Origin of the sequence: Pseudomonas sp. NPDC087342 (assembly GCF_044744265.1) — a bacterium.
GTDB classification, from domain to species: Bacteria; Pseudomonadota; Gammaproteobacteria; order Pseudomonadales; family Pseudomonadaceae; genus Aquipseudomonas; species Aquipseudomonas nunensis.
In genome coordinates this window covers 365,140-389,472 of sequence record NZ_JBIUXZ010000002.1, presented here as the reverse complement: position 1 = coordinate 389,472, position 24,333 = coordinate 365,140, and the positions used below count along the sequence as shown (strand labels likewise).

The following is a 24,333-nucleotide window of genomic DNA, read 5'->3' as shown; positions in this document are numbered from 1 at the left end:
AATCACTGTTCAACCAGAGATGAGCGCGTTCGTCAGTCTGCGATTGAGTGAATATTAAAAAGCCGGCAACCGGTTTGACCAGTCTCCCGCTTGGCGGGGAGACAGCACAGGTTTTGTGTCGTAGGCTAGGCAGGATTATGCGGTCCTTGATGGGCGCCGCCGGATAAAAAATGGAGCGCTCAGGATGCAGTTACAGTTTGCCGTCACGGATAACCCTTCGGTCACACTTGTCGTGACTCAACCCAGCGACTTCGAAGCGCTTGTCGCTATCCGGATTGAAGCCATGCGTGAAAGTCTTGAACGTATTGGCCGATTCGACCCTGTACGCGCCCGAGAGCGTTTTCGTGAGGGCTTTTGTGCCGAGTTCACTCGCCATATAGAGGTTTCCGGCCAGCGGGTGGGTTTCGTGGTCGTCAAACCTGATTACGATGGGTGGCTGCTTGATCACCTGTACATCAAGCCGAACGCACAGGGGGCGGGGATCGGTTCGGTTGTCCTTCGTCACATCTTCATGGAGGCGGATGCTGCGTCCATGACATTGCGGGTGGGTGCCCTCAGGGAAAGCGCTTCAAATCGTTTTTATACGCGGCATGGCTTTCAGTTCGTCGAAAGTAGCGAATTCGACAATTACTATGTTCGCAGCCCTCAGGACATTCACACGCAACTGAACAGAAAAACCACTTCCTGATCCCGACGTTAAGTTTAATGGTGCTCGCCCATTTATGTGCGGGCCATCTTTAGCTGGACGATCATCAAAAGCTGAAGCCGCTCTGCTTTTCTGTGGGAGCCGGCTTGCCTGCGATGCAGACAACTCAGTACATCCGATACACGAGGCGATGCCATCGCAGGCAAGCCAGCTCATACAGTTGATGGTGTCCGCTTTGGCAAAAGCCCCCTCCAACAAATACGAAAGTTCCCCGGCTGCAGCCCGTTTGTTGTCTAGGAGTGAGATAAATACAGGGGGGGCGTGATAATCATGGGTTACTCCGGGCTAAGCGGGGCCAAGATGGGAGCGCACTGTTGCCGCTTACCGAAAACTGACCCAAGTGTTCAACTGCTTTTGCTCACTTTCCGAGCAGGAGAACACAGGGTGATCAGCATGGAAATGTTGGAAAAAATCCGGCGGATATACTTCCGCGATAAGCTCTCGCTGCACCAGATAGCCAAGCGTACCGGCTGTCGAGAAACACCATCCGAAAATGGGTCAGAGCGCCCGAAGCCACTCAGCCGGCGTACCAGCGGTGCGCAACCTTCAACAAACTCAGCCCTTTCCAAGACACGCTGGAACAGGTGCGTAATTGCATGGACTTGACCAGCACACGCCGACGATGGGCAGAGAACGGCCAAAAGCTGCCTGTCGTAATCGGCTCAAATCGACCCAAAGCAGAAGTTCGATTTGGAAAGTCCGATGGCTGCTACGCAGCGGGAGCGATCAATCGTTAGGGTACTATGAACGCTAGCCACCGACCGGAAGCAGCCCTCCGGGACAGCCAGCTCAAGCCAGCACGGCCACTCTCGCTTGACATCGCCACTGAATCTGCATGGCTTAGATTGAGTAACCGTTCTTCGCCGTCTTCAAGAGAGACTCCCCGTAGCTGCTCGGTTGCTTGATCTGCCTGCTTGCGAACACGCTGATGTCAAGGTCCGGCTTCCCACGGGCAGTGGTGACCTGTTCGATGCCTAATGACGTCAGGACGAGGTAGCAACCCTCTCCCCACAGGGACTCCGCATCGATATCAACCGGGCCAGCATCACGCCACCAGCAGAGCCTTGCGACCACAGCGCCGCTCGGGTCGAGGAAGACGCTGGGCTCCTCGTCATGCGCGCTCCAGCGAAGCCGCTTCACCCAGTTCGGGCACAAAGCGAACGAATAGGCCGCTGCGTCAAAGCCCATGTCCACCGAGCAAACAACTTTCCTTACCAGCGTTGGCGCCAGATCATTGTCAAATGCGAAGTACTGGCCAAGCCAAACAGCGATGGGCAGCCTGGCATAGCAGTCGTCGAAGTCTTCACTGTCAATCTCTGCCGAGGGTGCTCTAAAGCGGTAGAGACGGTGCTCCGACAGCCGTGGCTTGAGAATCTTGAAGCGGGATACTTCGGCCACGACTTGGCCGTGGCTGTCTGCTGGGAAGGGGGCAACATCACCGTCGACTTCGTCAATCCATTTCCGTTCTCGCTCGGACCAACCCGCACTTCGGTTCAACAGCGGCATTCGGATCCACTCGGGGCGCCCTCGTGGGAGCTTCAGCGGTCGAGGCGGAAGCGGGCAGCCCAAACGTTCCAAAAGCGTGAGCATGTCGCTGCCTTTCAATTTGCCGGCCAGCCGCAGTTCTCCTGCGACGTGGCGAAGTGCGGCAAGGGCAATGTAGGCGTGGGGCTTCAGGTAAGTGATCTGCATGTCGAGCACGCGAAGCTGAGTCTCAAGCCTTTTGGTGCCAGAGGGCCCGAATGCCTCAAGTCCACCCCAATCCTGGATGAACATCGCCGCGCGTCGGCGGACTGTCATCTCCTCAATGCCTGCCGCCTTCGCGATGTGACGTGCCGTCGAGCGCAACATCTCGGTCCAGCCAAGCGGCGACTCGACGCGCATTGCACCAGTTCTTTCGTCCGTGAATGCCTGGTCACCCTCTGGCGGGTGCTCGAGTTCAAGGCGATAGAAAAGCGGCAGTGGTATCGCGTCCAAGGGGACAGCCTGCCTCCGCCGATGCGACAAGAGCGCGGCTGACTCTGCCACCGCAATGTCACGGTGACTGACCAACGCAGCCACGGCGCTGCCCAACTCGGGGGCAAGGTCCGCGCTGTCAGCAGCCAGCAGAGTTCCGAGCGCATGCAAGGGGGCATCTAATTCGCCGGCTATAAGTCGCCGCATAAGGGACTTGAACAAAGCTTGGCCAAGTCCGGCTTGCCTTGCCAGGCTCAACGTGCAATTGCGTGCGTGTCGCTGAACTTCTGCAACGGGCAGCCGATAGGCAAAGTGCAGCAGATCCTCCAAAAGTTCCGTGTCGCTGAGCGGTAGCTCGCTCGGCTGGAAGGGTCGCCCCAGCTGGAACTCGCGAGTGCAGGCCATCTGCTCCTCAAGTAGCGACCAGATGGCCGGCCAATCCGGCGTCGCGCTGATTACCGGCAGTATCGAATCCAGCTCTGTCAGCAGTGACTGGGTGTTCTCCTGGCCCGCCGTTACTGAATCGACAATGTTCTCGAAGGCGGCTGGGCATGTGGATGGTCCCTGCAAGAGCTTCTTCGCCTCAAAGTAGAAGAACTTACCGCCACCCATCCACTGGCTCCAGGAACTCCAGGGGTCCTTGCCTGACTCGTAGCCTTGCATCAGCTTCTTGGCGTACTCGACCTCCCCCGCCGCAGCCAACCTTTTAACCATCAGGAAGCGGCAGCGCGCGTCGTCCTGCAAGACCTGCCAGCGCTCAAATATCCTCCGCGCCATATGAAGCGGGGCCGTCTCGGCCAGATCTCTGAAACGGTACGGGGCGTTGTAGTTCAGTTCGTCGCCATCCGATTCAAACGCGCGCTCAAGCTGCTCGAGAGTGGTCTCCGAGTCGTACTTGCTTGGCGTATACGAGTGTCGAGGTTCCGGCGCTTCTGACGTCCACCGGGCTACGGCGGCGTCGAGCTCGGCAGATGAAAACCCATGTCTTCCGGCAGCGGTGCGAAGGCGCTGGAGCAGTCCGACCCTCTCGTGTGCCCTGCTGGCTACCTCGATCACCGCCAAAAACATCCGCGCGAGCGGTTCAATCTGTATAGGTCCCGCGGCGTCGGCGGCGATGTCGATGAAGTCACCTACGTGGTGCGGGTCCCGGTAGTACGGTTCCATGTAGAACGGCAGACACAGACCGCACCAGACCGTCGCGCAAACCAAGACGAGTTCAGGGCTTCGCCGCACCATCCCCGTCATGAGCAGGTCAACACGGTTCGGCCAGCCAATCAGATTCCAATCCGCCAGTGTCTTTGACACCTCGAAGCCGAAGCGAGGTCCGACCTGCGTCGCTTCCTCTATTAGCGACATCGTCAAACGATGCGCGGCCGACGACCCTTCCGTTTCGGTCATGCCGCCGACCTGGCGCATTAAGGCCGATACTCGCTTGACACGGTTCTCCGGGTCAGCGGCGTTCGCAAGGACCAAGATGTCTCGCCAGATTGCGTACTGCGGGTCTTTCTTGGGGGCCAACGCGTAGCCAAGGCATTGCTCGGGAACCGTCGCCAGCAACTGTTTGGCCCGCTCTAAGTCCCCGACCGCAGCCAACGCGATGGCCAGATCGGCCAACCCGTCGATCTGCTCGCTCGGCGTGCTCTCCTGAAGCTCCGCCACGAGTGCGTTGAGTCGATCGACGGCCGCCACCCGGTCACCGTCAACCCTATACGCATCGACGGCCAATCTGCGTCGCAGATACGCAGTGCCCCCCAGCGTCGATGAGGCGATGGCTGCGTCAATTTCCCGAAGTACCGCACGGTACTCAGTCTCGCCGCGCTTGGCGCCGAGCCTCAGCAGCGCTGGCACGAGCATGGGGATCGCTTTGAAGGCCTGCTGGATGCGATATGACTCGCTGCCGCCTTCTGATGTCAGACGTAAGACGTACCCAAGGGCAATGCGGGCTTCGTCCTGGATGCTGCCGGCCGGCACGGACGCGTTGTCGACGGCGGCGCGACCTAGAAGCACGCCTATCGTCGAGGCGTGCTGCTGAAACGGATGAAGGAAGGTGTGCTTCGACGGTATCGCGCTTGGCAGCGGCTTATTGAGCAGCGTGCAAAGCCTCGCGTGATGCATCACCGCACCGACCAGATTACCCAGCCCAGCCAGGTCCGTCTCGTCGTCGCACATAGAGATCATCGGTGCGACCAGCTTGTCGAACAGGGCCTCGGCTAGGTAACGACGGTCAGCTTCGAATGCAATTAGTGCCATCCGGCGTCGGTAGCCGTTGGGTACCTCTACGAAGCCAGGAAGGGCGGCGGCAGCATCAAACAGGGCAAGCGCTTGCGCAGCGTCGCCACGCCGACTGGCCACAAGACCTGCGTGAACCATCACCGAAGGTTTGTCTTCGTTGGCTACCCCGAGCTTGCTGCAGAGGTCTTGTGGATCGGCGCCAACCTTCTGAAGGAGCATCGCCTCTGCGGCTTCCCTCCTCAGATGCAGTTGCAGCGCGGCGACAGTTTGCGGATCCACCTTTTCGGGCTGGCGTAGCCCCTCTGCGGCGAGGTGGTCAATCGCTATCTGGATCTGCTCGGTGTCTCGGAAGTGGACGGCGCGCCTTGCCCACCTCTCGAATTCCGTTATGTTGTGGTCGTGCCCGTGGTTCTGGAACTTGGACGTATGGAGCTGCGACAGTGGCTCGAGGCTTTCAAACAGTTCCTTCGCCCGCTCGAAGTCCCCTCGCGCTAACAGGGCGTCGACGATCTCGTAGCCCTGGCTGGGGAAGTACTGCACGAAGGCCAGGGCTGCATCAATGTCCCCAACCGCTAGCATCGCCAGCGGAAGCTGGTTGGCGTACTCAAGGGCAGTTTCCCGCCGCCCCACTTCGTCACGACACAGAAGCAGCCGTGAGAAGGCGGTCGCATCGTGCGTTCCACGCACTGCCAGCAGAGCCAGGCGGATATCGGCGTGGATCTCGGCGATAGAACGCCCGTCAGCCAGTTGCTGCCTGAAGCGAGCGGGCATCGCCAGCGCAAGTACATCGGCACCGTCGCCGGCACGGGCGCGGTAGCGCAACTCAAGCCAGTACTGCGCCGATTCGGGCGGCGCGTTCTTCGCCAACTGGGCGAGGTCGCGGTACACGCGCTGCGAGTATTCGGCATCGACGCTTCCGAGGCGGGTTCGAGGTTGAGCGATGACGAACAGCCGAAAGCTGTTGTGGAAGACGCTCCACCCCTGGGATGAACTACGGAGCAGGTGCCGTGCAACGATCAGAGCGCGTTCAATCGCGGACTCCTTGACCATTGTGGCCAGCAGCCGCAGGTCCAAAGGTGCCTCAGCACGAGCGATGTAGCCCAGCACGTCCATGGCATCGACATCGCTTGCGATCTCGCGCCAAGCAGCGGTGTACACGGTCTCAATATCGCCGTCGAACGGCATCCCACCGCTGAGAAGGTGCTTACGGCCGGCTTCGTCCGCGTGCAACAGCGCATGAATTAAGTAGCGCGTTGCCAGCGGGTGGCCATGCGATAGATTGCTTAGATCCAATCTTGGAATCTCGGCAGGCAGGCCAAGCGCCTCTGCCATCCGGGCGACCTCCTCGCGGCCGAGAGGTCCCATGAGAACCTGTCGCTCGCTTTTCTCCGCTTGCTCTCTTACTGCGGGCTTCAGATTCGCGAGATCCAGCCGCTGCGTGCCGAGGATGAACACAACCCCGTTGGGGATGGCAGCGGGAAGAGGCAGCTCGCCCAGAAGCGAATTGGTCGGCCGCTCTTCGCGAGGCACATGGTCGAGCCCGTCGACGACGATGATTGTTCGGATCCCGTCGCGGTCGAAGCGTTCACCAGCCTGCTGTACCAGGACGCCGAACTGCTCTCGGCGCTCATGCAGCGAGTCGTCGCGAAGACGAAGTCCAACCAAACCGCTGTTGCGTAACTGCGTGCCGACGTCAGTCAGGAAGTTGTCGGCCTCCCCGCGACCCACGCCTTGAGCAGCACCTGGCACGTACGCCAAGTAGCGAACGAGCCGGATATTAGCCTCAGTGGCCAGCGCAACCTGCAGGAGAGTGGACTTCCCGGAGCCAGGCGGTCCTATGAGTGAGACGTAGCCCTGGTCGGCGGCATGCAGCGCGGCTAGCAGCTTGGCCTCAGTATCACGGTTGCGCTGAACATAGGCGCCGACTGGGAACCGGTGGATGAGCAGCGTCTTGGAGGGATCGCGCCAGCCAAGCTCACGAAGCAGCTCGTCACGCGTCCACCTGTCTTTGTCGCGGGCATCGGCGACTAGCTTGGGCAGTACGCTTGCAATCTCGGATGCCTGCCGCGCCTGCTCGGCGTTCAATTTGTGCGACTGGATGAAGTCCGCCGCAGCTCCGCACACCACACGGAGGTTGTGCAAAAAAAATTCGAAGTCGTCATCGTCCAGGCCGGCTTCACGGCGCAGGTGGTTGATCAGTCGACTCCATTCCTGCGTGTACCAATCCGCTAGCGGCCGATTTGGATGCTGTTGGAGTTGCTCAAGAAATGCCGCACTGTGGGGCGGCGTGCCATCGCCTGGCTTGTCAGTAATCGACGGAAAGTCATTAACAACCAGGCGAATCTCGACCCGGCTTCCCGGGTTGTCCTTGCGCAGGCACTGCCAAGCATGAACCAGGGGCCTCAACAGGCCGTTGGCACCAGTAAACAGCGTCTCAACAGTGAAAGTGCCTGGGAACTTGGACGTCTTGAACTGGTGACCGACCACCACCCCATCGAAACCGAGCACCAAGTCGTCGGCAATACCCGCGTTGCGGTCTGCGACGCCGATCCAGAGCAGCTCGTCGCGCTCGAGCGCAGCATAAATGGCAGCGCCCGCCCGCTCGTACTGGCCAATGTATCCACGGAGTGCTCGACGTTCACCTTCCGCCGGCGCAGTTGCAGGAGCTACAGAGGTTGATGGATTCGGTTTCTTGGACATTTTTGGAGCCATGTGAATGGATTAGGTAGTTGACGCCAACTGATACCAAGAAAACTGCTTCAGCATAACCCGAGGCGTCCAGCAACAGACGGTAGATGCGGCTAAGTCATTGAGCGTTGCTCTGAAACGAAGCCTGGCCAGCTCCAATCGAAGCGGTCATTCACGAGATGGGGCGTGAATGACTAACATCAGCCTATTCCTGCCGTTCAGTCAGGAAATTCGAGCGACAGGTCGTGGCCGGGGGCGGCCAGTCGCCATAGGCTGGAGTCGGCCAAAAGCAGCCGCTCGTGGGCAGCTTTTATGACACCAGAGCGTGATATCGCTCCACCTTTATACACAACCAGAATGGCTCCGAAGCAGAATTGGCGTTAGCATTCCGTCCACTCGGCTTAAACAGCCTGTTTTTCAGATCAGGGTCGCATTGTGGAAAAGCTAAAACGCCTCGAAAGTGGAATCGAAGGGCTCGACGCTCTGCTCAAGGGCGGACTGGTAGCAGGCTCTTCATACATAATCCAAGGGCGCCCAGGGTCTGGAAAAACGATCCTCGCGAACCAGCTTGGGTTCCATCATGCGAGCAATGGAGGCCGGGTTCTGGTCGCCACGCTGCTGGCTGAATCGCACGACCGTCTCTTTCAGTTTCTTTCTACTCTGAGCTTTTTCGACTCTTCCAAGGTCGGTGCTGAAATCCAATTCGTCAGCGCATTTGATACTTTGGAAAACGAAGGTTTGGATGAAGTAGTGAAACTGCTTCGGCGTGAGATAAGCCGTCAGAAAGCCACCGTGATGGTGGTAGACGGTCTGCTCAATGCGCGTTCAAAAGCCGATTCGCACATCGACACCAAGAAATTCATCTCTGAACTGCAAGGGCACGCCGCTTTTGCTGGTTGCACGGTGCTGTTTCTTACCAGCTCCCGGCTCGACGACGGCAGTCCTGAGCACACCATGGTTGATGGCGTCATAGAGATGGGCGAAGAACTATATGGCACTCGCTCAGTGCGTCGAATTCAGCTGCGCAAAACTCGCGGCAGCGGAGCCATGACCGGTCTTCACGAGTGTGAAATTACCGACAATGGCTTGGTGGTGTACCCGCGACTCGAAAGTCTCTACAGCCACCCGTCTTCTCCTGATAGCGCCGATATGACGCGTATCGCCAGTGGCATTGAATCACTGGACGACATATTAGGCGGTGGCCTGCACAGTTCCAGTGTATCTCTGGTTATAGGCCCCTCTGGGATTGGTAAAACGACGCTGGGCCTTAAGTTCCTGGCTGAGTCGACTGTGGAAGCGCCGGGGCTACATTTTGGCTTCTACGAAAGCCCACAACGGCTGCGACTCAAAGGCCAATCATTGGGTATCGATATCAAGGGCATGGAAGATAGCGGTGCGTTGAGCGTTGCCTGGCAGCCCACCACAGAAGGGCTTCTGGATGGGCTGGGTGCACGGCTGTTGAGTATCGTCGAAGAAAAGGGCATCAAGCGTTTGTTCATCGATAGCCTAAGCGGCATGACGCGAGTCACGACAAATCCGGCGCGGATTACTGACTTCTTCAGTGCTCTGATGAACGAGCTGCGATCCAGAGGCGTTACGGTATTTGCATCCTGGGAAATGCGCGATCTGTTTGGTTCAGAGGTCAGCGCACCAAACTCTGACCTGTCCAGCATCGTCGACAACCTGATGTTGATGCGATTCTATGAGAATCACTCTGAACTAAGCAGGACGCTTTCCATTCTTAAAGTACGAGACAGCTCTTACGACCCTTCGCGTTTTGAGGTCGTCATTCGTGATCAAGATGTTTTCCTGAAAAAGGCTTTAAGACATGAACCTTCAGTCCCGACTGAGACATCGCCCGGTTCAAAATCTTAAGCCTTTGTGCGGGTTGAATTTAACATGACCACCATCCTGGTCGTCGACGACGAGTATTTGATCGCTGATATTCTCAGTTTCGCGCTGGAGGATGAGGGGTTCATGGTGGTGACGGCCAGCAACGGTCAGAAAGGGCTTGAAGTGCTCGATAGGGAGCGGCCTGCCTTGATCATTACCGACTTTATGATGCCGGTCATGGACGGTCTTGAATTCGCCACTGCCGTTCGAGCGCTGCCTTCGGCGAATCAGTTGCCGATCATCCTGATGAGTGGTGCTCAGGCTCACATCGGTATGCAGAGATCTGATTTGTTTGATGCAGTGCTGGCGAAACCATTCAACATAGACTTGATGGTTGCCGAAGTTAGAAAGCTCTTGGTCTAAGACCAGCGCTGATTACTCGTGCGCGCTAGCCATGGTGAGGCCCCCGATTGCAATTGGCGACGCCAACCTAGGTGACGAGGTGGAACGGTGCCTTCTCCGCCCGAGGGCTGCAACCGCCCATGCCGTTTTTTTGTGAAAGGATTCTCAGGAAGATAAAATCTTAGGAAAAGGTATGGCTATGACACTTTCACATCTTACGAAGCGGAGGATCGGCTTGAAGTGAATTTGCCACCGCTTTCACCAGATCGCCCATCGACCACGGCTTTTGCAAGTACGTTGTAGAGGGCGGCACCATGGCAGGTTCCAGTGAGTAGCCAGAGGTAAGAATCGTGGAAGTGCTGGGCCATCTCGCCTTCACCACCGCGATAAAATCCGAACCTTTGAGCTTGCCAGGCAAACCGTGATCCGCGATCACCAGCGGGTACGTGTGCGGCGTGCTGAGCATATGGATTAAAGCACCATCAGCGCTATCAAAGGCCTGCGAGCGCAAACCTATTTCGGACAAAATATCTATCATCAGACCGCGAAGTAGTGGGTCGTCCTCAACGACGATTACCGGCTCAGACAGAGGCGAAAATCTTTCGCAATCCTCATTCATGAGATCGTTCCTGATTGGACCAATTCTGCTACAGATTGATTTGTGGAGCTTATTATAAGCCTCACTGAAGATTAGGTCTTGTTGAGGTGAAATAAGTCGAAAGTCCGCTATTGGCCGATTCTGTTGAAAAAGTCGTCCATGGTTTCCACGGCAGAAAAGTACGCGCTTGAGATTGAAATCTTTACTTTGTGCAGAGGGTTCCGAGCTCAGATTTCGCATAGCTGCGCGCAAAAAAGGCGTTTTCAGCAGCCAGAATGCGGGCAGTCTGGAAGGACCGACTTTTTCAACACAATCGGCCGATTGCTGCCTGTGGCGAGAGCACCCATGGGCTCCTTTCTCGATCAAGCGCTAGCCAACTCGGAGGGTAGAATCATCCTTTTCGTGTTGAGAATGTTTGCGAACGATCTACTCTCAGAGGATACAAAGATTCAAAGCGAATCACGTCATGTCATATCACCTGTATCTGGTCAATCCAGCCCAGCCGAGCTTGGTGTCCGCGCCTCCAAATCAATGCGTAGTGAGAATGTCTGTCGAGCTGAGGGCAGAGGCATACGCGCAGGTTGCGCAAATTTTTAAGGTGAGACAGGACTTCATCGCCCTGCGACAACTCTGCCTTGAACAGATAGCGACAACAAAAGCTCTGATCGCGGTAATGGATGCCCACATCAGCGAGCATCATCAAAAGCTACCTGGATGGGAATCCAATGAGGGTACATGTTGAAATGCTGCGTCCAAGCACTGAAAGCAGTTGTCCAGGGCTGCTGTTGGCCGAGGCTGTATAAAAACGTTTTAGAGCAGGTATGACGGTCGGAGCGAGAACGAAATCGCGCGCCTACGCAAATTCGGGTCTGCGGCATAACCAAACGCTGGAGGTTTTTACGTAGCGACGCAGAATTCAAAAAACGGTGCCCGCGTTTTTACATAGCCTGCGCCGATAGCTGCCGATCGCTGCCGATCGCGTAGGCCCGCGACGAACCAAAACTGATATTCATAGGCATCGCCGCTAAAGCGGCGGGCCAAAAGCACTCTATCCGGACCAAGCACTGCCGATGTGATGGAGTGCTGGAATGGCATGTCTATGGGAGCGCTACACCCACGACGGCGATGAGAAGGCACAAAACGCTTATTGTAAAAAGCAGGATAAGCACTACCTTTTTGATCATGTTGAGAGCCGCCCCAAACGCTGAGTATAGACGGCCGCCCGTTTACGACTGCCTCGGTAGATAGCTGGTTGCGGTTGCGATGGTGCTTTCCAATTGGGCCAGCGTGTAAGGCTTCTTTAGAAAAGTCGTCGATAGCGGGATTAACTCCTCCTCCACAGAGTAACCCGAGACGAGTATCGAAGGAATGGAAGGCCACCGTTCGTTCGCCATGCGTATAAAATCGGTGCCTCGCATGCCTCCAGGCAAACCTTGATCCGCGATGATGAGGGCGCAATCGCCTTCAATATGTACAAGGTAGCTCAGCGCCTGAACGGCGTTGTCGAACCCCGCAGAGGCATATCCAAGCTCCGCCAACAATTCCTCCAAAAGCATCCTGACAACCGGTTCGTCCTCGATAACGATTACGCGCCCATGTACAGGCCGCCCGTCTTTCCAATCTACGCTCACGCTGGTTTTCCTTATGCGGATTACCGCTGACTCTGTAGGTAGAGTGTAAGAGTTTTTTAAGCGTTGGGCGGCTAAATGGTGATCTGGGAAGAGCGCGGGGAGAAAATGGATTTCACCGGCGCTAAATGACCGCTTTTGGCCGAACTCTGCCCTTCATGAAGGGCTGCTTTGGGTCGGATAGCGACGGTCTGGCTCAGACCGCCGCAGTGTAGGTCAAACCTCTGTCTGCTCTGCCATTTCTAGAGCATCATCGACCTCGATGCCCAAGTACCTGACAGTGCTTTCGAGTTTCGTATGACCAAGCATGAGTTGGACAGCTCTCAGATTCTTCGTCCTGCGATAGATCAACGATGCCTTGGTTCGCCGTAGTGTGTGAGTACCGTACATGGTTGGGTCAAGGCCGATGGCTGTCACCCACGCTTTGACTATTCGCGCGTACTGTCTGGTGGAAAGATGGTTTGAGTCGTGCAATCGGCTCGGAAACAAAAAGTCCTCGCTTCGGAGACGCGCCCGATGCAACCAAGCTTCCAATACCGTTCGGGTTTGCTCAGTGATTTCAAATTGCACTGGATGCTGAGTTTTCTGCTGCATCACGATGGCCCTTGACGACACATGCTCCCCATGGGCGATGTCTCGGACTCGCAGCTTGGTTAAGTCACAGGCACGCAGTTTGCTGTCGATGGCCAAGTTGAAAAGCGCCAAATCACGTGTCTTCTCTGCGAGCTGGAGTCTGATCCGGATGGCCCAGATATCTCTGACTCGGAGCGGGGCTTTCTGCCCGACAAGCTTTCCCTTGTTCCAAGGCTGGTGGCGGGATCTAGTAGTGGTATTCATGGCGTGTCCTCCATGTTGATGGAGGACAAGGGTGGATCAGTCAGAACGGGCGGTGGTCGCAGTTCGACTCAAAGCTGACGGTCTGAGGAGGCAAATGCCCAATCGCCGCCGCTAAGATGTGTCGTTCACTTATTCCCGCTTGATGATTAGGTGGAGCGTACGGGGTCGACTCAGGGTGTAGCTGAGTCGCTCGATTTCGGTGTCAGAACTATCGCGCCGTCGATCACTTCAATCGTCAACACGTCACCGATGCTCAGTCCTAAACTGACGAGTAGCTCAGGCGGCAAATCAATGACGACGTCGCCACTTCCATCCGCAGGATCTTGGCATTTCACCGTCCAGTGTTGGGCTTCGGTCATGATGTCACTCACACTTCGGTCTTGGCGGGAACGGTTCATTATACTCGCGAATGTCTTCGCAAGTTGAAGCTTGATGCTGACCGCTGAGGACTACCTCTGGCCGATTTTCTGTCTATCGTGACGGGCAGCCGTCGGCCAAAAGCGGGCAGTCACCAAGATGCTTTTGGTCGAGAGTGTTTGAAAAGCGGGGTTTGTGATAAAAATGACAGTACTTTGACCTAGGTGGTCAACGCCATTCTTCAGATATCGATAATGAGACGAATCCAATCTATCGAACCCGCTTGATGCCGCTTTTTAACAGGCCTGACAGAATTTGAGGGAGCCATGTCCAAGAGAAACCAGTTGAATTTTATCGCTGAGAAAAAATCGCGGGCTGAACACTGGGAATATGCTGGTATGAGTGAGCTTGCCACATTGGACAGCGGCTTCTCGTCGCTCAATTCTCCTGAACCTTATCAAATTTCGCTTCATGTCGTAGCTATCGCTTCCTGTCTTGAAGCTTTTTCCAGGGCCTGCTTGAAAATTCTTATCGATGAAGAAAATAGCCCCTATTTGGAAAGAGCTAAGAAATTTAAAGACTTAACATTTGACTTTGAGCTTACTAAAGCGCTAAGTCGCAAGGAAATAACTTTTGGTGATCTGGTTAGTCATAATGTTAGCATCAGTAGTGCGGATCAAATAATCAAGCATTTCGATACTCTATTTGATAGTGATGCTGGCTACCGAGACTTTAAAGATAGCCTGTCGGCGGTGCGGGAATTCGTAGAGCCGCCTGAAGAGGCGATCATGGATGATCCAAACAAATACCCCATAGAGTATGGTGAGATAATTGTTAGCGATGTCAACCAGCTAATTGGTGATATCCAAGACATATTCGCCGCCCGCCATATCGCCGCTCATGAAGCAAATTTTCGATTGGTCAGTGCAGAGCAACTGCTTCGCTGGTTTGAAAGCGCAATGACCTTCGCAAGAGCAACGTACGAGATTATTGAGCAAAAACTTCGCCCTGGCGCTTCACGCGGAGCGTTTGGAAGTTCGGTTCAGGCCTTGCAAAATTCTGGTGCGCTATATTCCACGATAGGCAATATGTGGCAGGAGTTAGTAGCAAAGTGGGAAGTTGAATGGAGTCTCGATGAAGCCGCTATGGAAAAATTATGGGTGACAATCACTGATTCAGAAAAAGCGTTCGGTGAATATATCGAGAAAGAGATTGCTCTTCACTTCCAACGTGTAGGAATGATTACGGGAAACGGATATCGCCATCTTGAAGCGAAAATTCAAAAAATACTTCTCGAATCAAAGTTGGACTACCTTAAAAGGCTGAGGACCGAAGTTTAAGTGCACTCGCGAAAGGCTGATTTTGGCCGATGACTGCCTGTCGCCAGCGGCAGAAATGGGCAGCTCTCTACCGATCATGTTTACTAAGCGTGCTGGTCAAATCCGATGCAATCGGTGGTCTGATCGAAAGCAAACGCATGGTCAAGTGCAATGCAAACGAGTGGTCAGTACCGATGCAATCAGGTGGTCAAGTGGAGTGCAATTTCGCAAACAGGCGCTGAAAGCCGATTCGTTCCGGGCAAAGCACAATCGCAGGAGCGCCAAAGCGCTTTTCGAGCAGATCAAGGCCGAAGGTTACGACGGCGGCTACAGCCAGCTCACGGCGTTTGTGCGCTCGTGGCGAGGCGAGCAAACTGGTGTGCAACTCCAGCCGATAGTTGATGCGCTGCGCGACGCCGTGCTGACCGAGAGCGTCATCCACGCAGATGAGACCCCGGTTCAGATGCTCGCGCCCGGCGAGAAGAAAACTCCCCGAGCCTACGTCTGGGCCTACAGCACGACACCATTTTCGGCGCTGAAGGCCGTGATGTACGACTTCAGTCCAAGCCGTGCGGGCGAGCATGCGCGCAACTTTCTCGGTTCATGGAGCGGCAAGCTGGTGTGCGACGACTTCGCTGGGTACAAAGCAGGTTTCGAGAAAGGCATGACCGAAATCGGCTGCATGGCCCACGCCCGCCGCAAGTTTTTCGATCCGCACGTGGCCAACAAAAGTCAGCTGGCCGAGCAAGCCCTGCACTCGATTGGCGGTTTGTACGAAGTTGAACGGCAGGCACGAGACATCAGTGATGAAGATCGTTGGCGTATACGTCAGGAAAAGGCTGCACCCATAATTACCACGCTGCATGACTGGATGTTGGCCCAGCGCGATCTGGTGCCCAACGGATCGGCCCCAGCCAAAGCCCTCGATTACAGCCTGAAACGCTGGGTAGCGCTGACGCGCTACCTGGACGATGGGCCTGTGCCCATTGATAACAATCAGGTCGAAAATCAGATCCGCCCATGGGCACTTGGGCGCTCTAACTGGTTGTTTGCCGGCTCGCTACGCAGTGGAAAGCGGGCGGGGGCGATCATGAGTTTGATCCAGTCTGCGCGCATGAACGGGCATGATCCGTATGCTTATCTCAAGGACGTTTTGAATCGCCTGCCGACGCAGCGGGCGAGTAACATCGGCCAGTTACTGCCGCATCAATGGATACCTGCTCGAACTATGCAAGTGTCTTCTCCTCCTGCTTAGCCATTCGCTAAGCAAGCACGAACTGCTTCATCGCTGCCATCATTGCAATGACCAAAACGGCTAGCCCAATCGCAGACGTCCATTGCGCTGAAGGGCTTTCTGAAAACCAGGAGCCTTTAGCGGGGTATTTCCCTAGGGTAAGGGCCTTCATCAAAGGCCAGCCGATAGGGAAGCAAATCGCTTGGAAAACAAAGTCAGCCAGTACACCCAATAGTTCACTCACAGGCCAGATCCTGCTGAATTACCAGTCCTTAAAGCTTAATGATGCTGCTCCAACCTGGCGATGACAAGGGGGAGCCGATGGGCAAACGATACCGAGCAAACTGCTTGCATATCAGTTGATATCTGGTGGAATGACGCAAGGTGACTTGGCTGAACGCTTACCGACGAGGAGCGCAGAAATAAAATGCTGTATCGGCAGTCACTGTAATCAGCGCTGCTGTTGCGCCCGCAAGGCGCCAAGGAGGCGGTAGAAACTCTTGGTCAACACCATTCCGCTTGGCATACATATCACTGATACTGTGCTCAGCGTTGCTATTCTTTGCGGTGGCAACTGCAAGCACGCGATAAAAAGCGAGAGGCCCCCTTAGCAGTTGGTGTGAAGGCGCCTTACCATCGAACACGTGAGTACGAGGTACCTGCTCTTCGTCAGAGCGAGTAAATCTTCTCGTGCGCGCCACTCTTCCTGATTTTCGTCGTTTCGAACGCATAATCATGTTCGTCAAAATTGCACTCCGAAATAAAATGCGTGTATTTCAAACTCTTCACGCGGGTCATGGCCTTGCTTTTACGCAGGTCCGTCGTTTTATTTTGAACATTCATTTCAGGTGAGAAGTAATTGATCAAACCGGCCTCGGCGGCGAGCACGAGATTTTCTTCCCCTAGATTCAGATAATCGTCAGGTTGTTTGATGACCATGCCATCGCGAGACGCCACCGCCTCGAATCGTGGCGTAAAAAAGTACAGATAGATTTCCGCATCGTCCTCGCATTCTGCCTGGGCTTGCTGCACACGCTTGTGCCCGTCCATTCGGTCAGACAGTTCCATGGCCTTGCCGATGTACATGACTTCGTATTTTTCAGGAAGGTCATCGGTAACACGCAGCAGTTGATGAGCAAAAATGATATGCCTGTTTTCATCCCTGGGTATCGGGTCCGCAGGTGTCAGGAAATGGTAGGCGATTGCCCGATCCGCTCGTTCCTTCTCCCCGCTTCCGGGCATGACAGCTGCGACCAAGGGCTCTCGCCTCAGCAGGCGCTCATACTCATCCGCGGACTCGACATATTGAATCATTGATTGCAGATGGGCCGGGGTCGGAAAGTATTTTTTATTGATAGCCGGTGCGCCATGCATCAGTTGAGCAATGTCGATCTTGTGCGGGCGCGACAGCATGCCCTGTGAGACATACTTAAACACTATCTGGCACTTTTTGCTTATACAGGCACTGGAAAACCGCGCTTTGCGTCGTTTGACAAGAAAATAGATTCGTCCACTTCTGAATCTATCCACCGCCTCTAGAGAATCCTCGAATTCGCGATACAACTTTTCGGTCGTAATGAAAAACGCATCTACCAGATACGATTTAAGAATTTTGAACGGTGGTTTTATCATGACTACTCCTTAGGCGATGCCATCCCATAACACCGGGCGCATCATACTGAATCGCCTCTGGTTTTGTAGACGCTGAGTGACTGCTCCAGGCCGATCGGTGCCTGTTACGATCGACTGAGATCCATTCCAAATTTACAGCCGTTTGAGACTCGAACCTTTGGCCTAGGTGTCAGTGCATCTAGTTACGCGGTCTCGGCAACGGTCGACAGATGCGCGAATCTAGAGATGTCTAGCAAAATTCGCTAGACATCGCTAGACCTTCCTATATTTCGTAGGCCAACCCATTGGGCGTCTGGCCCATGTACAGCGACGTCACGTTTACGCTGACCAGCCTTCGTGGGCTTAAAGCCGTATAGATGACTGGAACGTAGCGTGAATACCTGGCTGTAGGTTAAAAGAAGAGTAGTCTTCGAGAGAGATTAAGTGCCATCCAACTTTAATGCTCTCAGGTAAGTCCACCTGGGTTACGTGGGAGCACTAAAAACAGTCCAAGGCTGTCCGAGGGGATCTGGGGAACATGGAAGAAAAAACATGCGTATTTGGCAATGCAATGCATAGTGAGCGCGGTTCCGAGTGGCATCGGTGGGATCCGCATATACATACCCCCGGTACTGTCTTAAATGATCAATACAAAGGCTCCGATCCTTGGGAGGCTTTTCTTTCCCGAATAGAGACCTCCGACCCTACGATTGAGGCATTGGGTATTACCGATTACTTCGGCATCGATCCCTATGAAAAAGTTCTCGAATTTAAACGTCAGGGACGTCTGTCGAATGTTGGACTTATTTTTGCCAACGTTGAGCTTCGTCTCAACATAGAGACGAATCGTGGGGCGGCGCTCAACCTGCATCTACTCTTCCCACCGGATGATCCAAATCACATCGGTCGAATCAAACGTTTTCTATTGGAGTTCGAGTTTCCGTATCAGGGAGAGAACTTCCGCTGTCATCGTGATGATTTGATCCGCTTGGGTAAGAAGCACCACCCGGAGCAGACGGATCTCGAGGCTGCTCGTTCTGTCGGTGCAAATCAGTTCAAGGTCAGCCTGGAACAATTGAAGGCTGCTCTGAGCAAGCATGAATGGGTTAAGCAAAATGCACTGATCGCAGTTGCAGGGGGTCAAAAGGATGGTACTTCCGGCCTAAGAGACTCGGGTGATTCCTGGGCAGCACAGCGCAAAAACATCGAGCAGTTGGCCCATATTATTTTCGACTCCAATCCTAAGCAGATAAGTTTCTGGCTTGGCCAAGGCGCAGTTTCAGCGCAAGACCTGGACGCGCAATACAACGGCGGGAAGCCTTGTCTACATGGATCGGACGCGCATACGGAAGATATGGTGGGCGTGCCGGACAAGCAGCGCTACTGCTGGATCAAAGGCGATCTGGCCTTTGAATCCCTCCGTCAGACCTGCCTGGAACCCGAGGAGCGCGTGCTTATTGGGCCAGAACCACGACGAGGCGCTCTCCAGAGCCATACCATCGAGTCTTTGAAGGTCAGTGGTGCGCCATGGCTGACGAAGGCAAATATTCCGCTAAATTCCGGCTTGGTTGCTGTTATCGGTGCACGTGGGTCGGGGAAAACAGCACTGGCCGATTTAGTTGCTGCAGGGGGATACGGGCTCTCATCGCATATCAACACCGAGTCGTTTGTTTTTCGGGCCAAACAGCATCTGGATGACTGTAGGGTAGAGCTCACTTGGGAGAACGGTGAGGCAACCGGCAGCGAAGTAATAAATGCTGATGTTGACGATCTTATATACAGCTCCCACGTCCAATACCTTTCCCAGCAGTTTGTGAACAAATTGTGCTCTGCGGAGGATACGAGTAAGCCGTTGAATGCGGAGATAGAACGAGTAATCTTCAACGCGCACCCGCGAGATGACCGTATGGGCACCTCCCTCTTTCAGGAGCTGCTTGAGCTGAGGCTCGAGGGCACACATCAGAAGCGCCGGCGTCATCAGGGAACGCTACGGAAGGCCTCCAATGACTTGACGGAGGAGCGGACTCGAAAAGCAAGTTTAGCGGGGCTGCGGAAAGACCGTGATGAGAAGGCCAAGGCGATCGAGCAGGACAAACGCGATCGAACTTCACTGATCCCCAAAGGCAATGAGGAGCGTACCAAACGTTTGGAGGATGTCTCGCAGGCCGCTGAACAGAAACGCCTGCAGGTCGAGCGAGCGAAGCGCCGCCACCAGACATTGCTTCACCTAAAAGGGGATGTCGAGGACTTCCGCACACGTCGAGCGCCAGAGCTTCTGGACGAAATGCAGCAAGAGCGTCCTGATACGGGCTTGTCAGAGGCTGACTGGGATGCGTTTAAAGTGGACTTCCTGGGTGATGTTGACACGTTGTTATTAAGGCTCTGGTGGTGAAACTGCAAGGACCATCCGAACTTGATCCTCCGATGAATGAGGATGCCGATCCCACGATTTCAGTAATTCCAGAAGGCGGGGAGCTTCAATTTCAGACTTTGGCATTGCTCGATCGGGAGGTTGTCCGCCTAAACCTGCTGGTTGGTGCCGATAAAACGAAGGTTAAGCGCTACTCAGCGCTGAGCGATAAAATCACCAAGGCGGAAAGCGCTTTGACCAAGCTCGATGAACAGATCATTCGTGCGCAAGAGGCGGATGCCAAGATACGGGACCTAATCCAACGGCGTCGTACCTCCTAAGAGGGGGTATTTGAGGCCATCGTGGAAGAGGAGCAGGAGCTCAAAGCCTTATATGCGCCGATCCAACAGCGAATCGAAGCTGATACTGGTTCAATGGCTCGGTTGGCCTTCACCGTTAAACGCAATATTGACATTGAAAGCTGGGCTATAGCCGGCGAAAACTTGCTCGACCTTCGCACCGGTCCATTCCGCGGACGTGGCCAGGTTCTACTGGCTGCTAAAGGAATGTTGATGTCTGCCTGGCAAGCAGGAACATCCGCCGAAGCCGCTGCTGCGCTGCTTGAGTTCGTCAAGACCAATGAGGAAAATCTGCGGGCGCATAAACCGGATAACGTCGAGTTCCGCGAGTGGGCCCGTCAGATTTCGGACTGGCTCTACAGTACGGAACACATAACCGTTGGGTACACCCTTCAGTACGACGGGGTGGAGATTGAGCAGCTTTCGCCAGGGACGCGAGGGATTGTGCTCTTGTTGCTGTATTTGTCGATCGATGCGGAAGATGATCGGCCACTCATTATTGATCAGCCGGAAGAGAATCTGGATCCGCAATCTGTGTTTGAGGAGTTGGTTGCACGATTCCGCGAGGCTAAGCTGCGACGTCAAATCATTATCGTGACCCACAATGCCAATTTGGTTGTGAATACTGATGCCGATCAAGTGATCGTAGCGTCTTGCGGTCGCCACAGGTTGGGGCAATTGCCCGAGATCACGTACGAATGTGGCAGTCTAGAGAACCCCTGTATACGGCGGCGAGTCTGCGAGATTCTGGAAGGTGGTGAGCGGGCGTTTAAGGAACGTGCTCGGCGCTTGCGTGTATCACTTTAGCAGTCTACGAACATTTTTCGACCAGTTGCTCTCATGAAAGCAACTGGCCGATTAATCAACGCAAAATGATCAAGGGAGGGCCGGCGCAAGTCGCATTTGGCGGCGTAATGGGCCACCACTCGTCGGTGAAATCAGCTAATCTCTGCTGATTTAGCGAGGATATGCTGTTGAGCGACGTGAAGGGATTGCTGACACCCGCCATTCATTTGGCGGCGCACATTTTTGTAGGTACCACGATCTTTGCCATCGTCGCCGGCGCAGCCTTCGGATTGCAGAAACTTGTACACCTTCTGGAGTCTAACGGTACAGATGCTACCATCACCTATGTGCTGACCCTCGTTGAACATCTGACGTTTTACGTTGACATAATCTGCTATGTGGTGATGTTGTTAGGTGCGGCATTTGTCTTTGTGCGTGAGATCGCACGAGAGGTGAGAAAATGACTACGTTGAAGCAAGAGTTCATCGACGCTGCCAAAGAGACCCCACGGATGTTTTTCGCTCCGTTGATTGGGGCTGCGCGCGCCGTTGTTCGGGAGTTTGAATCCCTAGGCAAGAAAAAAAAGAAGAAGGGCAAGCCTGAGAAAAATTACGAGGGGTATCGAGTAGTCGTTATTAGTGACACATCGATGCGGCGCATGCGCAATGCGGCCAAACGCGCACAGACCGCAACGGTGGTGAAGATCACCAAAAAAGCTGATCAAGACGCTCAAGGTCCTCAAGGTCCTCAAGGTCCTCAAGACCCTCAGGCCTGAATCCTTCAGTCCTGAACCCTCGAACAATACGCCATTCCCGCTACCTGACAACGCTCTTCAATTACATCCAGGACGAGGGCCCTAGTGCACGACGGCGTGGGCCCCCTAGGCTTTGATTTGCAGAATTGGGTTGAGCGGGTATCGCTAAGATTCTTCATGCGTCTATCAACAAACATTTAGAATCTGAAGGCTACGGTCCATCGTCCTCCCGTGTTGGAAATACCAGCACACTGTATTTTCGTGAGACCTCTGGCTGTGCCTCAGGGAAGTAGAAATGGCGGCCATCATGGAGGGTATACCGCAGCGAGGCCCCATCCTGACTTCGAGCGATTTCCAATAATATATCCATGTGCCAGTCACCGGTGCCGTTGAGCCACCCAGGTGACACCAACTGTACCGACCTGACCTGGACTCCCGTTTCCGTTAGCTCCAGAAGGGACGTTAGCGCTGGCAAGCCATCCACAAACACTACGTCGTGGAATTCTAGGCCGTCCTCGCATCTGACTATCGTTGTATGAAACCAAGGTGACAGCAGGTGTTGTTGAACAAAATGCCAACCTTGGTGGCCAGGCTCCAGCATTGCTTGAGAGCCTTTCACTTCTGCCTGTTTATTGGTTATGAACACGGAGAACCCTCAGCATGAACAGTATACATTGTAGTCATATACTGTTCGAAAGCGCCTTGTCGTTCCTTTTGCAGGGCATGCAAAGTGGAATTGAAAAGTGCTTTCGGGACAGTTCTTCGGTGGCTTCGTGTGAAACAAGGCCGGACGCAGGAGGACTTTTCCATCCTTAACAGTCGGACTTACATCAGTTCATTGGAGCGAGGTTTGTATGCTCCAACAATCGAAAAGCTTGACGACATTGCTGCTGTGCTTGGTACGTCCCCCATAATGTTGATGGTCGGTAGCTATGCCCTGAAGGACAATCGTTCTGTTGCGAAAGTCCTCGAGGACGTCATTGGGGAAATCGAGCGTCTTGAGGTCGCGGAGGGCGTTTCGAAGCTACGCAAGCGTTACCCCAAAACCGAATAGGCACGAGAGCCTTGGAAACACTCGAGTAATGACTTCAACGCGCTGTATATCGCTTCGTCGGTCGGCGCAGTGGGTCGACTCAGGGATAGTTTCCAAGTGACGATCAAACGCAGGAAAACCTACGGGGGTGGAGTAGGTCATAATTCTGTAAATCTAATTTCTGCGCTGTAAACCACCATGGTTAACAAGGAGTAAAAGTGGTTTACACGGAGCAGTTCACTCATCGCTTTCTAAGTGGCTGCAGTAAATCTTGTCACAAAGAAATGGGCGCCTCAAAACTCACCCAGACCGTTTTCCGCAGTTGGTTTTCGGTAGTATGGAGTTGACGTTGAGTACGCCGTGACACCTCAATTTGAGCTTAGACCTGCTGTTCTCTGCTCATGAGCCATCACGGGTGGCCTTTCACGCTGGATGGCCAAGCGTGATTTGGGCGATGCCGATTTTCAAGAACGTGTTGTCCGGACATATCTGAATTTCATTGCCCATGCATTGAGTAGCTTGGCCGCCCAAGTCGCATGACCTCTGGGCGGCTTCTCTCACAATGCTGTAACGACAAATATGGAACAGCCAGGAAAGCTGTTTTGCTTTCCTTCAGGCTACTTGAGCATGGGCATCTGCCGCATCCAGCAGATGCTCCAGGACTTGAAAGCCCTCTTTGCAACTGATCAGATAGGTAATCAAATCCTCAGCAGAGAATGTGAATGCCTCATCAATGTAAAAGGTCTTGAAAAATTTGGATGCCAACAGTTTGCCTGCTGTATTCAGTAGCACCTGTTCGTCTTCGTTGGCCAACTGAGGAAAGAATGTCGATACCGACGCTGTGCTCAACGGTCGAATGTCCAGAGAGTTCGTGCAATTCTCCCAATGCCAACGACCTTTGGTAGGGCAAAAGGTCGGGCTGTCATCGTTGAGCATGTAGTTCCAATGATCGCTTTCCCACATCCACTGAGGTGGCATAAGTAGGTAGGGGGCAGCTTTCTCCGAGTAGACAGTAACCTCATGATTGCGCCCATTCCCCCAGATCGTTATGGGGAGTTGCCGCAGGTAGTTATCGGCGCGCTCTCGTAGCTTGGATGCGGCTAACTGATTGTTGATCCCGGATTGCACCTCTGCTTGGCTGCAACCTTCTGCCAGCCCCGATACTGCTACCCCAATATCTATATTCCGCTGTATTAGGGGCTGCAAGTTTAGGTAGATGCGATTGGTCAAAGGAGCAGGCAAGTGCTCAGTGCATCCAGGTTCAAGGATTAGCGGGATGACCCTGACGCCCGGCTGATCGACGATCTGGGCCAGCATTTGCAGCTCACGAGACAAGCCTGATCCTTCTTTTTTAGCGGATCGCAGATAATCCTGATCACATAGGCACAAAACCGTCACCGGTCGCTTGGCCAACTGCTTGGAGATGGCAACGTCCGGCAACTCGCCATAGCCGATTTTGTCGCGATCCCAGAAAACGTCATGTTTCCAATCCAAATAGGAAACAATGTGCTGACGTACCCACTCCTTGTTCTCGAATCCCTCGCCCCACGCATATGAGATGAAGATAGAACCGCGGGTTTCTGCTTCTGTCATATTTACTCGCTTTAAATCCCGGTTTTGAGCATTTGGTATTTCTTAATCATACTAAGG

General features: G+C 54.3%; 18 protein-coding genes and 2 pseudogenes. 12 read left to right on the top strand and 8 right to left on the bottom strand.

What is annotated here, in order from left to right:
- Positions 1–184 precede the first annotated feature (184 nt).
- Together ACIOYV_RS09685 and ACIOYV_RS09680 are read left to right on the top strand one after the other, a co-directional pair.
- A complete protein-coding gene (locus tag ACIOYV_RS09685; RefSeq protein ID WP_401323210.1) occupies positions 185–688 on the top strand; it encodes a GNAT family N-acetyltransferase in 504 nt (167 codons plus the stop codon).
- 420 nt (positions 689–1,108) lie between these two features.
- Positions 1,109–1,290: pseudogene (locus tag ACIOYV_RS09680) on the top strand (helix-turn-helix domain-containing protein); the annotation flags it as partial.
- A gap of 256 nt (positions 1,291–1,546) precedes the next feature.
- Here the strand turns inward: ACIOYV_RS09680 and ACIOYV_RS09675 are convergent.
- Positions 1,547–7,594, bottom strand: coding sequence for an ATP-binding protein (locus ACIOYV_RS09675; RefSeq protein WP_401323208.1), 6,048 nt, complete (start codon positions 7,592–7,594; stop codon positions 1,547–1,549).
- Positions 7,595–8,014: 420 nt separating this feature from the next.
- Here ACIOYV_RS09675 and ACIOYV_RS09670 point away from each other — a divergent pair, with 420 nt between their 5' ends.
- Positions 8,015–9,457 carry an ATPase domain-containing protein gene (locus ACIOYV_RS09670; protein ID WP_401323448.1) on the top strand — a complete coding sequence of 481 codons (1,443 nt, stop codon included), beginning with the start codon at positions 8,015–8,017 and terminating at the stop codon, positions 9,455–9,457.
- A gap of 24 nt (positions 9,458–9,481) precedes the next feature.
- Complete coding sequence (locus tag ACIOYV_RS09665; RefSeq protein ID WP_401323205.1) at positions 9,482–9,838, top strand: response regulator; 357 nt, start codon at positions 9,482–9,484, stop codon at positions 9,836–9,838.
- A 187-nt stretch (positions 9,839–10,025) separates the two neighbouring features.
- On the opposite strand, the gene ACIOYV_RS09660 is transcribed toward ACIOYV_RS09665, so the two are convergent.
- From ACIOYV_RS09660 to ACIOYV_RS09645, 4 genes are all read right to left on the bottom strand, one after another.
- Positions 10,026–10,436 carry a response regulator gene (locus ACIOYV_RS09660; protein WP_401323202.1) on the bottom strand — a complete coding sequence of 137 codons (411 nt, stop codon included), beginning with the start codon at positions 10,434–10,436 and terminating at the stop codon, positions 10,026–10,028.
- A 1,205-nt stretch (positions 10,437–11,641) separates the two neighbouring features.
- On the bottom strand, positions 11,642–12,046 hold the full coding sequence (locus tag ACIOYV_RS09655; RefSeq protein WP_401323200.1) for a response regulator: 405 nt from the start codon (positions 12,044–12,046) through the stop codon (positions 11,642–11,644).
- A gap of 213 nt (positions 12,047–12,259) precedes the next feature.
- A complete protein-coding gene (locus ACIOYV_RS09650; protein ID WP_401323197.1) occupies positions 12,260–12,880 on the bottom strand; it encodes a tyrosine-type recombinase/integrase in 621 nt (206 codons plus the stop codon).
- Between the two features lie 170 nt (positions 12,881–13,050).
- A complete protein-coding gene (locus tag ACIOYV_RS09645) occupies positions 13,051–13,239 on the bottom strand; it encodes an AbrB/MazE/SpoVT family DNA-binding domain-containing protein (RefSeq protein ID WP_401323194.1) in 189 nt (62 codons plus the stop codon).
- 324 nt (positions 13,240–13,563) lie between these two features.
- Here ACIOYV_RS09645 and ACIOYV_RS09640 point away from each other — a divergent pair, with 324 nt between their 5' ends.
- Together ACIOYV_RS09640 and tnpC are read left to right on the top strand one after the other, a co-directional pair.
- The gene (locus ACIOYV_RS09640) at positions 13,564–14,577 is read left to right on the top strand and encodes a hypothetical protein (RefSeq protein WP_401323191.1); all 1,014 of its coding nucleotides are present in this window, start codon (positions 13,564–13,566) and stop codon (positions 14,575–14,577) included.
- Positions 14,578–14,914: 337 nt separating this feature from the next.
- Positions 14,915–15,811: pseudogene (tnpC, locus tag ACIOYV_RS09635) on the top strand (IS66 family transposase); the annotation flags it as partial.
- 7 nt (positions 15,812–15,818) lie between these two features.
- Here tnpC and ACIOYV_RS09630 read toward each other — a convergent pair.
- Together ACIOYV_RS09630 and ACIOYV_RS09625 are read right to left on the bottom strand one after the other, a co-directional pair.
- A complete protein-coding gene (locus ACIOYV_RS09630; protein WP_123366397.1) occupies positions 15,819–16,034 on the bottom strand; it encodes a hypothetical protein in 216 nt (71 codons plus the stop codon).
- 425 nt (positions 16,035–16,459) lie between these two features.
- Entirely contained in the window at positions 16,460–17,422 is a 963-nt protein-coding gene (locus ACIOYV_RS09625; RefSeq protein WP_401323188.1) for a hypothetical protein, read from the bottom strand.
- A 517-nt stretch (positions 17,423–17,939) separates the two neighbouring features.
- Here ACIOYV_RS09625 and ACIOYV_RS09620 point away from each other — a divergent pair.
- The 6 genes from ACIOYV_RS09620 (at position 17,940) to ACIOYV_RS09595 (ending at position 22,704) form a co-directional block, all read left to right on the top strand.
- On the top strand, positions 17,940–19,793 hold the full coding sequence (locus ACIOYV_RS09620; protein WP_401323185.1) for a TrlF family AAA-like ATPase: 1,854 nt from the start codon (positions 17,940–17,942) through the stop codon (positions 19,791–19,793).
- Positions 19,790–20,092 (top strand): hypothetical protein, encoded by a 303-nt coding sequence (locus tag ACIOYV_RS09615; protein WP_401323183.1) that lies wholly within the window; start codon positions 19,790–19,792, stop codon positions 20,090–20,092. The genes ACIOYV_RS09620 and ACIOYV_RS09615 overlap by 4 nt, the downstream gene beginning before the upstream one ends.
- Positions 20,093–20,113: 21 nt before the next feature.
- Positions 20,114–20,917, top strand: a complete 804-nt coding sequence (locus ACIOYV_RS09610; protein ID WP_401323180.1) for an AAA family ATPase — start codon at positions 20,114–20,116, stop codon at positions 20,915–20,917.
- A gap of 167 nt (positions 20,918–21,084) precedes the next feature.
- Positions 21,085–21,360, top strand: a complete 276-nt coding sequence (locus ACIOYV_RS09605; protein ID WP_250603279.1) for a hypothetical protein — start codon at positions 21,085–21,087, stop codon at positions 21,358–21,360.
- Positions 21,357–21,671, top strand: coding sequence for a hypothetical protein (locus ACIOYV_RS09600; RefSeq protein ID WP_401323178.1), 315 nt, complete (start codon positions 21,357–21,359; stop codon positions 21,669–21,671). Before ACIOYV_RS09605 ends, ACIOYV_RS09600 begins: the two co-directional genes overlap by 4 nt.
- A 709-nt stretch (positions 21,672–22,380) precedes the next feature.
- Positions 22,381–22,704, top strand: a complete 324-nt coding sequence (locus ACIOYV_RS09595; RefSeq protein ID WP_401323175.1) for a helix-turn-helix domain-containing protein — start codon at positions 22,381–22,383, stop codon at positions 22,702–22,704.
- 591 nt (positions 22,705–23,295) lie between these two features.
- On the opposite strand, the gene ACIOYV_RS09590 is transcribed toward ACIOYV_RS09595, so the two are convergent.
- The gene (locus tag ACIOYV_RS09590) at positions 23,296–24,276 is read right to left on the bottom strand and encodes a toll/interleukin-1 receptor domain-containing protein (protein WP_401323172.1); all 981 of its coding nucleotides are present in this window, start codon (positions 24,274–24,276) and stop codon (positions 23,296–23,298) included.
- Between the last annotated feature and the right edge of the window lie 57 nt (positions 24,277–24,333).

Excerpts from the sequence above, each read along its gene's own strand:
- ACIOYV_RS09685 (WP_401323210.1), top strand. The coding sequence starts at position 185 with ATGCAGTTACAGTTTGCCGTCACGGATAACCCTTCGGTCACACTTGTC.
- ACIOYV_RS09675 (WP_401323208.1), bottom strand. The coding sequence starts at position 7,594 with ATGTCCAAGAAACCGAATCCATCAACCTCTGTAGCTCCTGCAACTGCG.
- ACIOYV_RS09665 (WP_401323205.1), top strand. The coding sequence starts at position 9,482 with ATGACCACCATCCTGGTCGTCGACGACGAGTATTTGATCGCTGATATT.
- ACIOYV_RS09660 (WP_401323202.1), bottom strand. The coding sequence starts at position 10,436 with ATGAATGAGGATTGCGAAAGATTTTCGCCTCTGTCTGAGCCGGTAATC.
- ACIOYV_RS09650 (WP_401323197.1), bottom strand. The coding sequence starts at position 12,880 with ATGAATACCACTACTAGATCCCGCCACCAGCCTTGGAACAAGGGAAAG.
- ACIOYV_RS09645 (WP_401323194.1), bottom strand. The coding sequence starts at position 13,239 with ATGACCGAAGCCCAACACTGGACGGTGAAATGCCAAGATCCTGCGGAT.
- ACIOYV_RS09640 (WP_401323191.1), top strand. The coding sequence starts at position 13,564 with ATGTCCAAGAGAAACCAGTTGAATTTTATCGCTGAGAAAAAATCGCGG.
- ACIOYV_RS09625 (WP_401323188.1), bottom strand. The coding sequence starts at position 17,422 with ATGATAAAACCACCGTTCAAAATTCTTAAATCGTATCTGGTAGATGCG.
- ACIOYV_RS09620 (WP_401323185.1), top strand. The coding sequence starts at position 17,940 with ATGGAAGAAAAAACATGCGTATTTGGCAATGCAATGCATAGTGAGCGC.
- ACIOYV_RS09600 (WP_401323178.1), top strand. The coding sequence starts at position 21,357 with ATGACTACGTTGAAGCAAGAGTTCATCGACGCTGCCAAAGAGACCCCA.
- ACIOYV_RS09590 (WP_401323172.1), bottom strand. The coding sequence starts at position 24,276 with ATGACAGAAGCAGAAACCCGCGGTTCTATCTTCATCTCATATGCGTGG.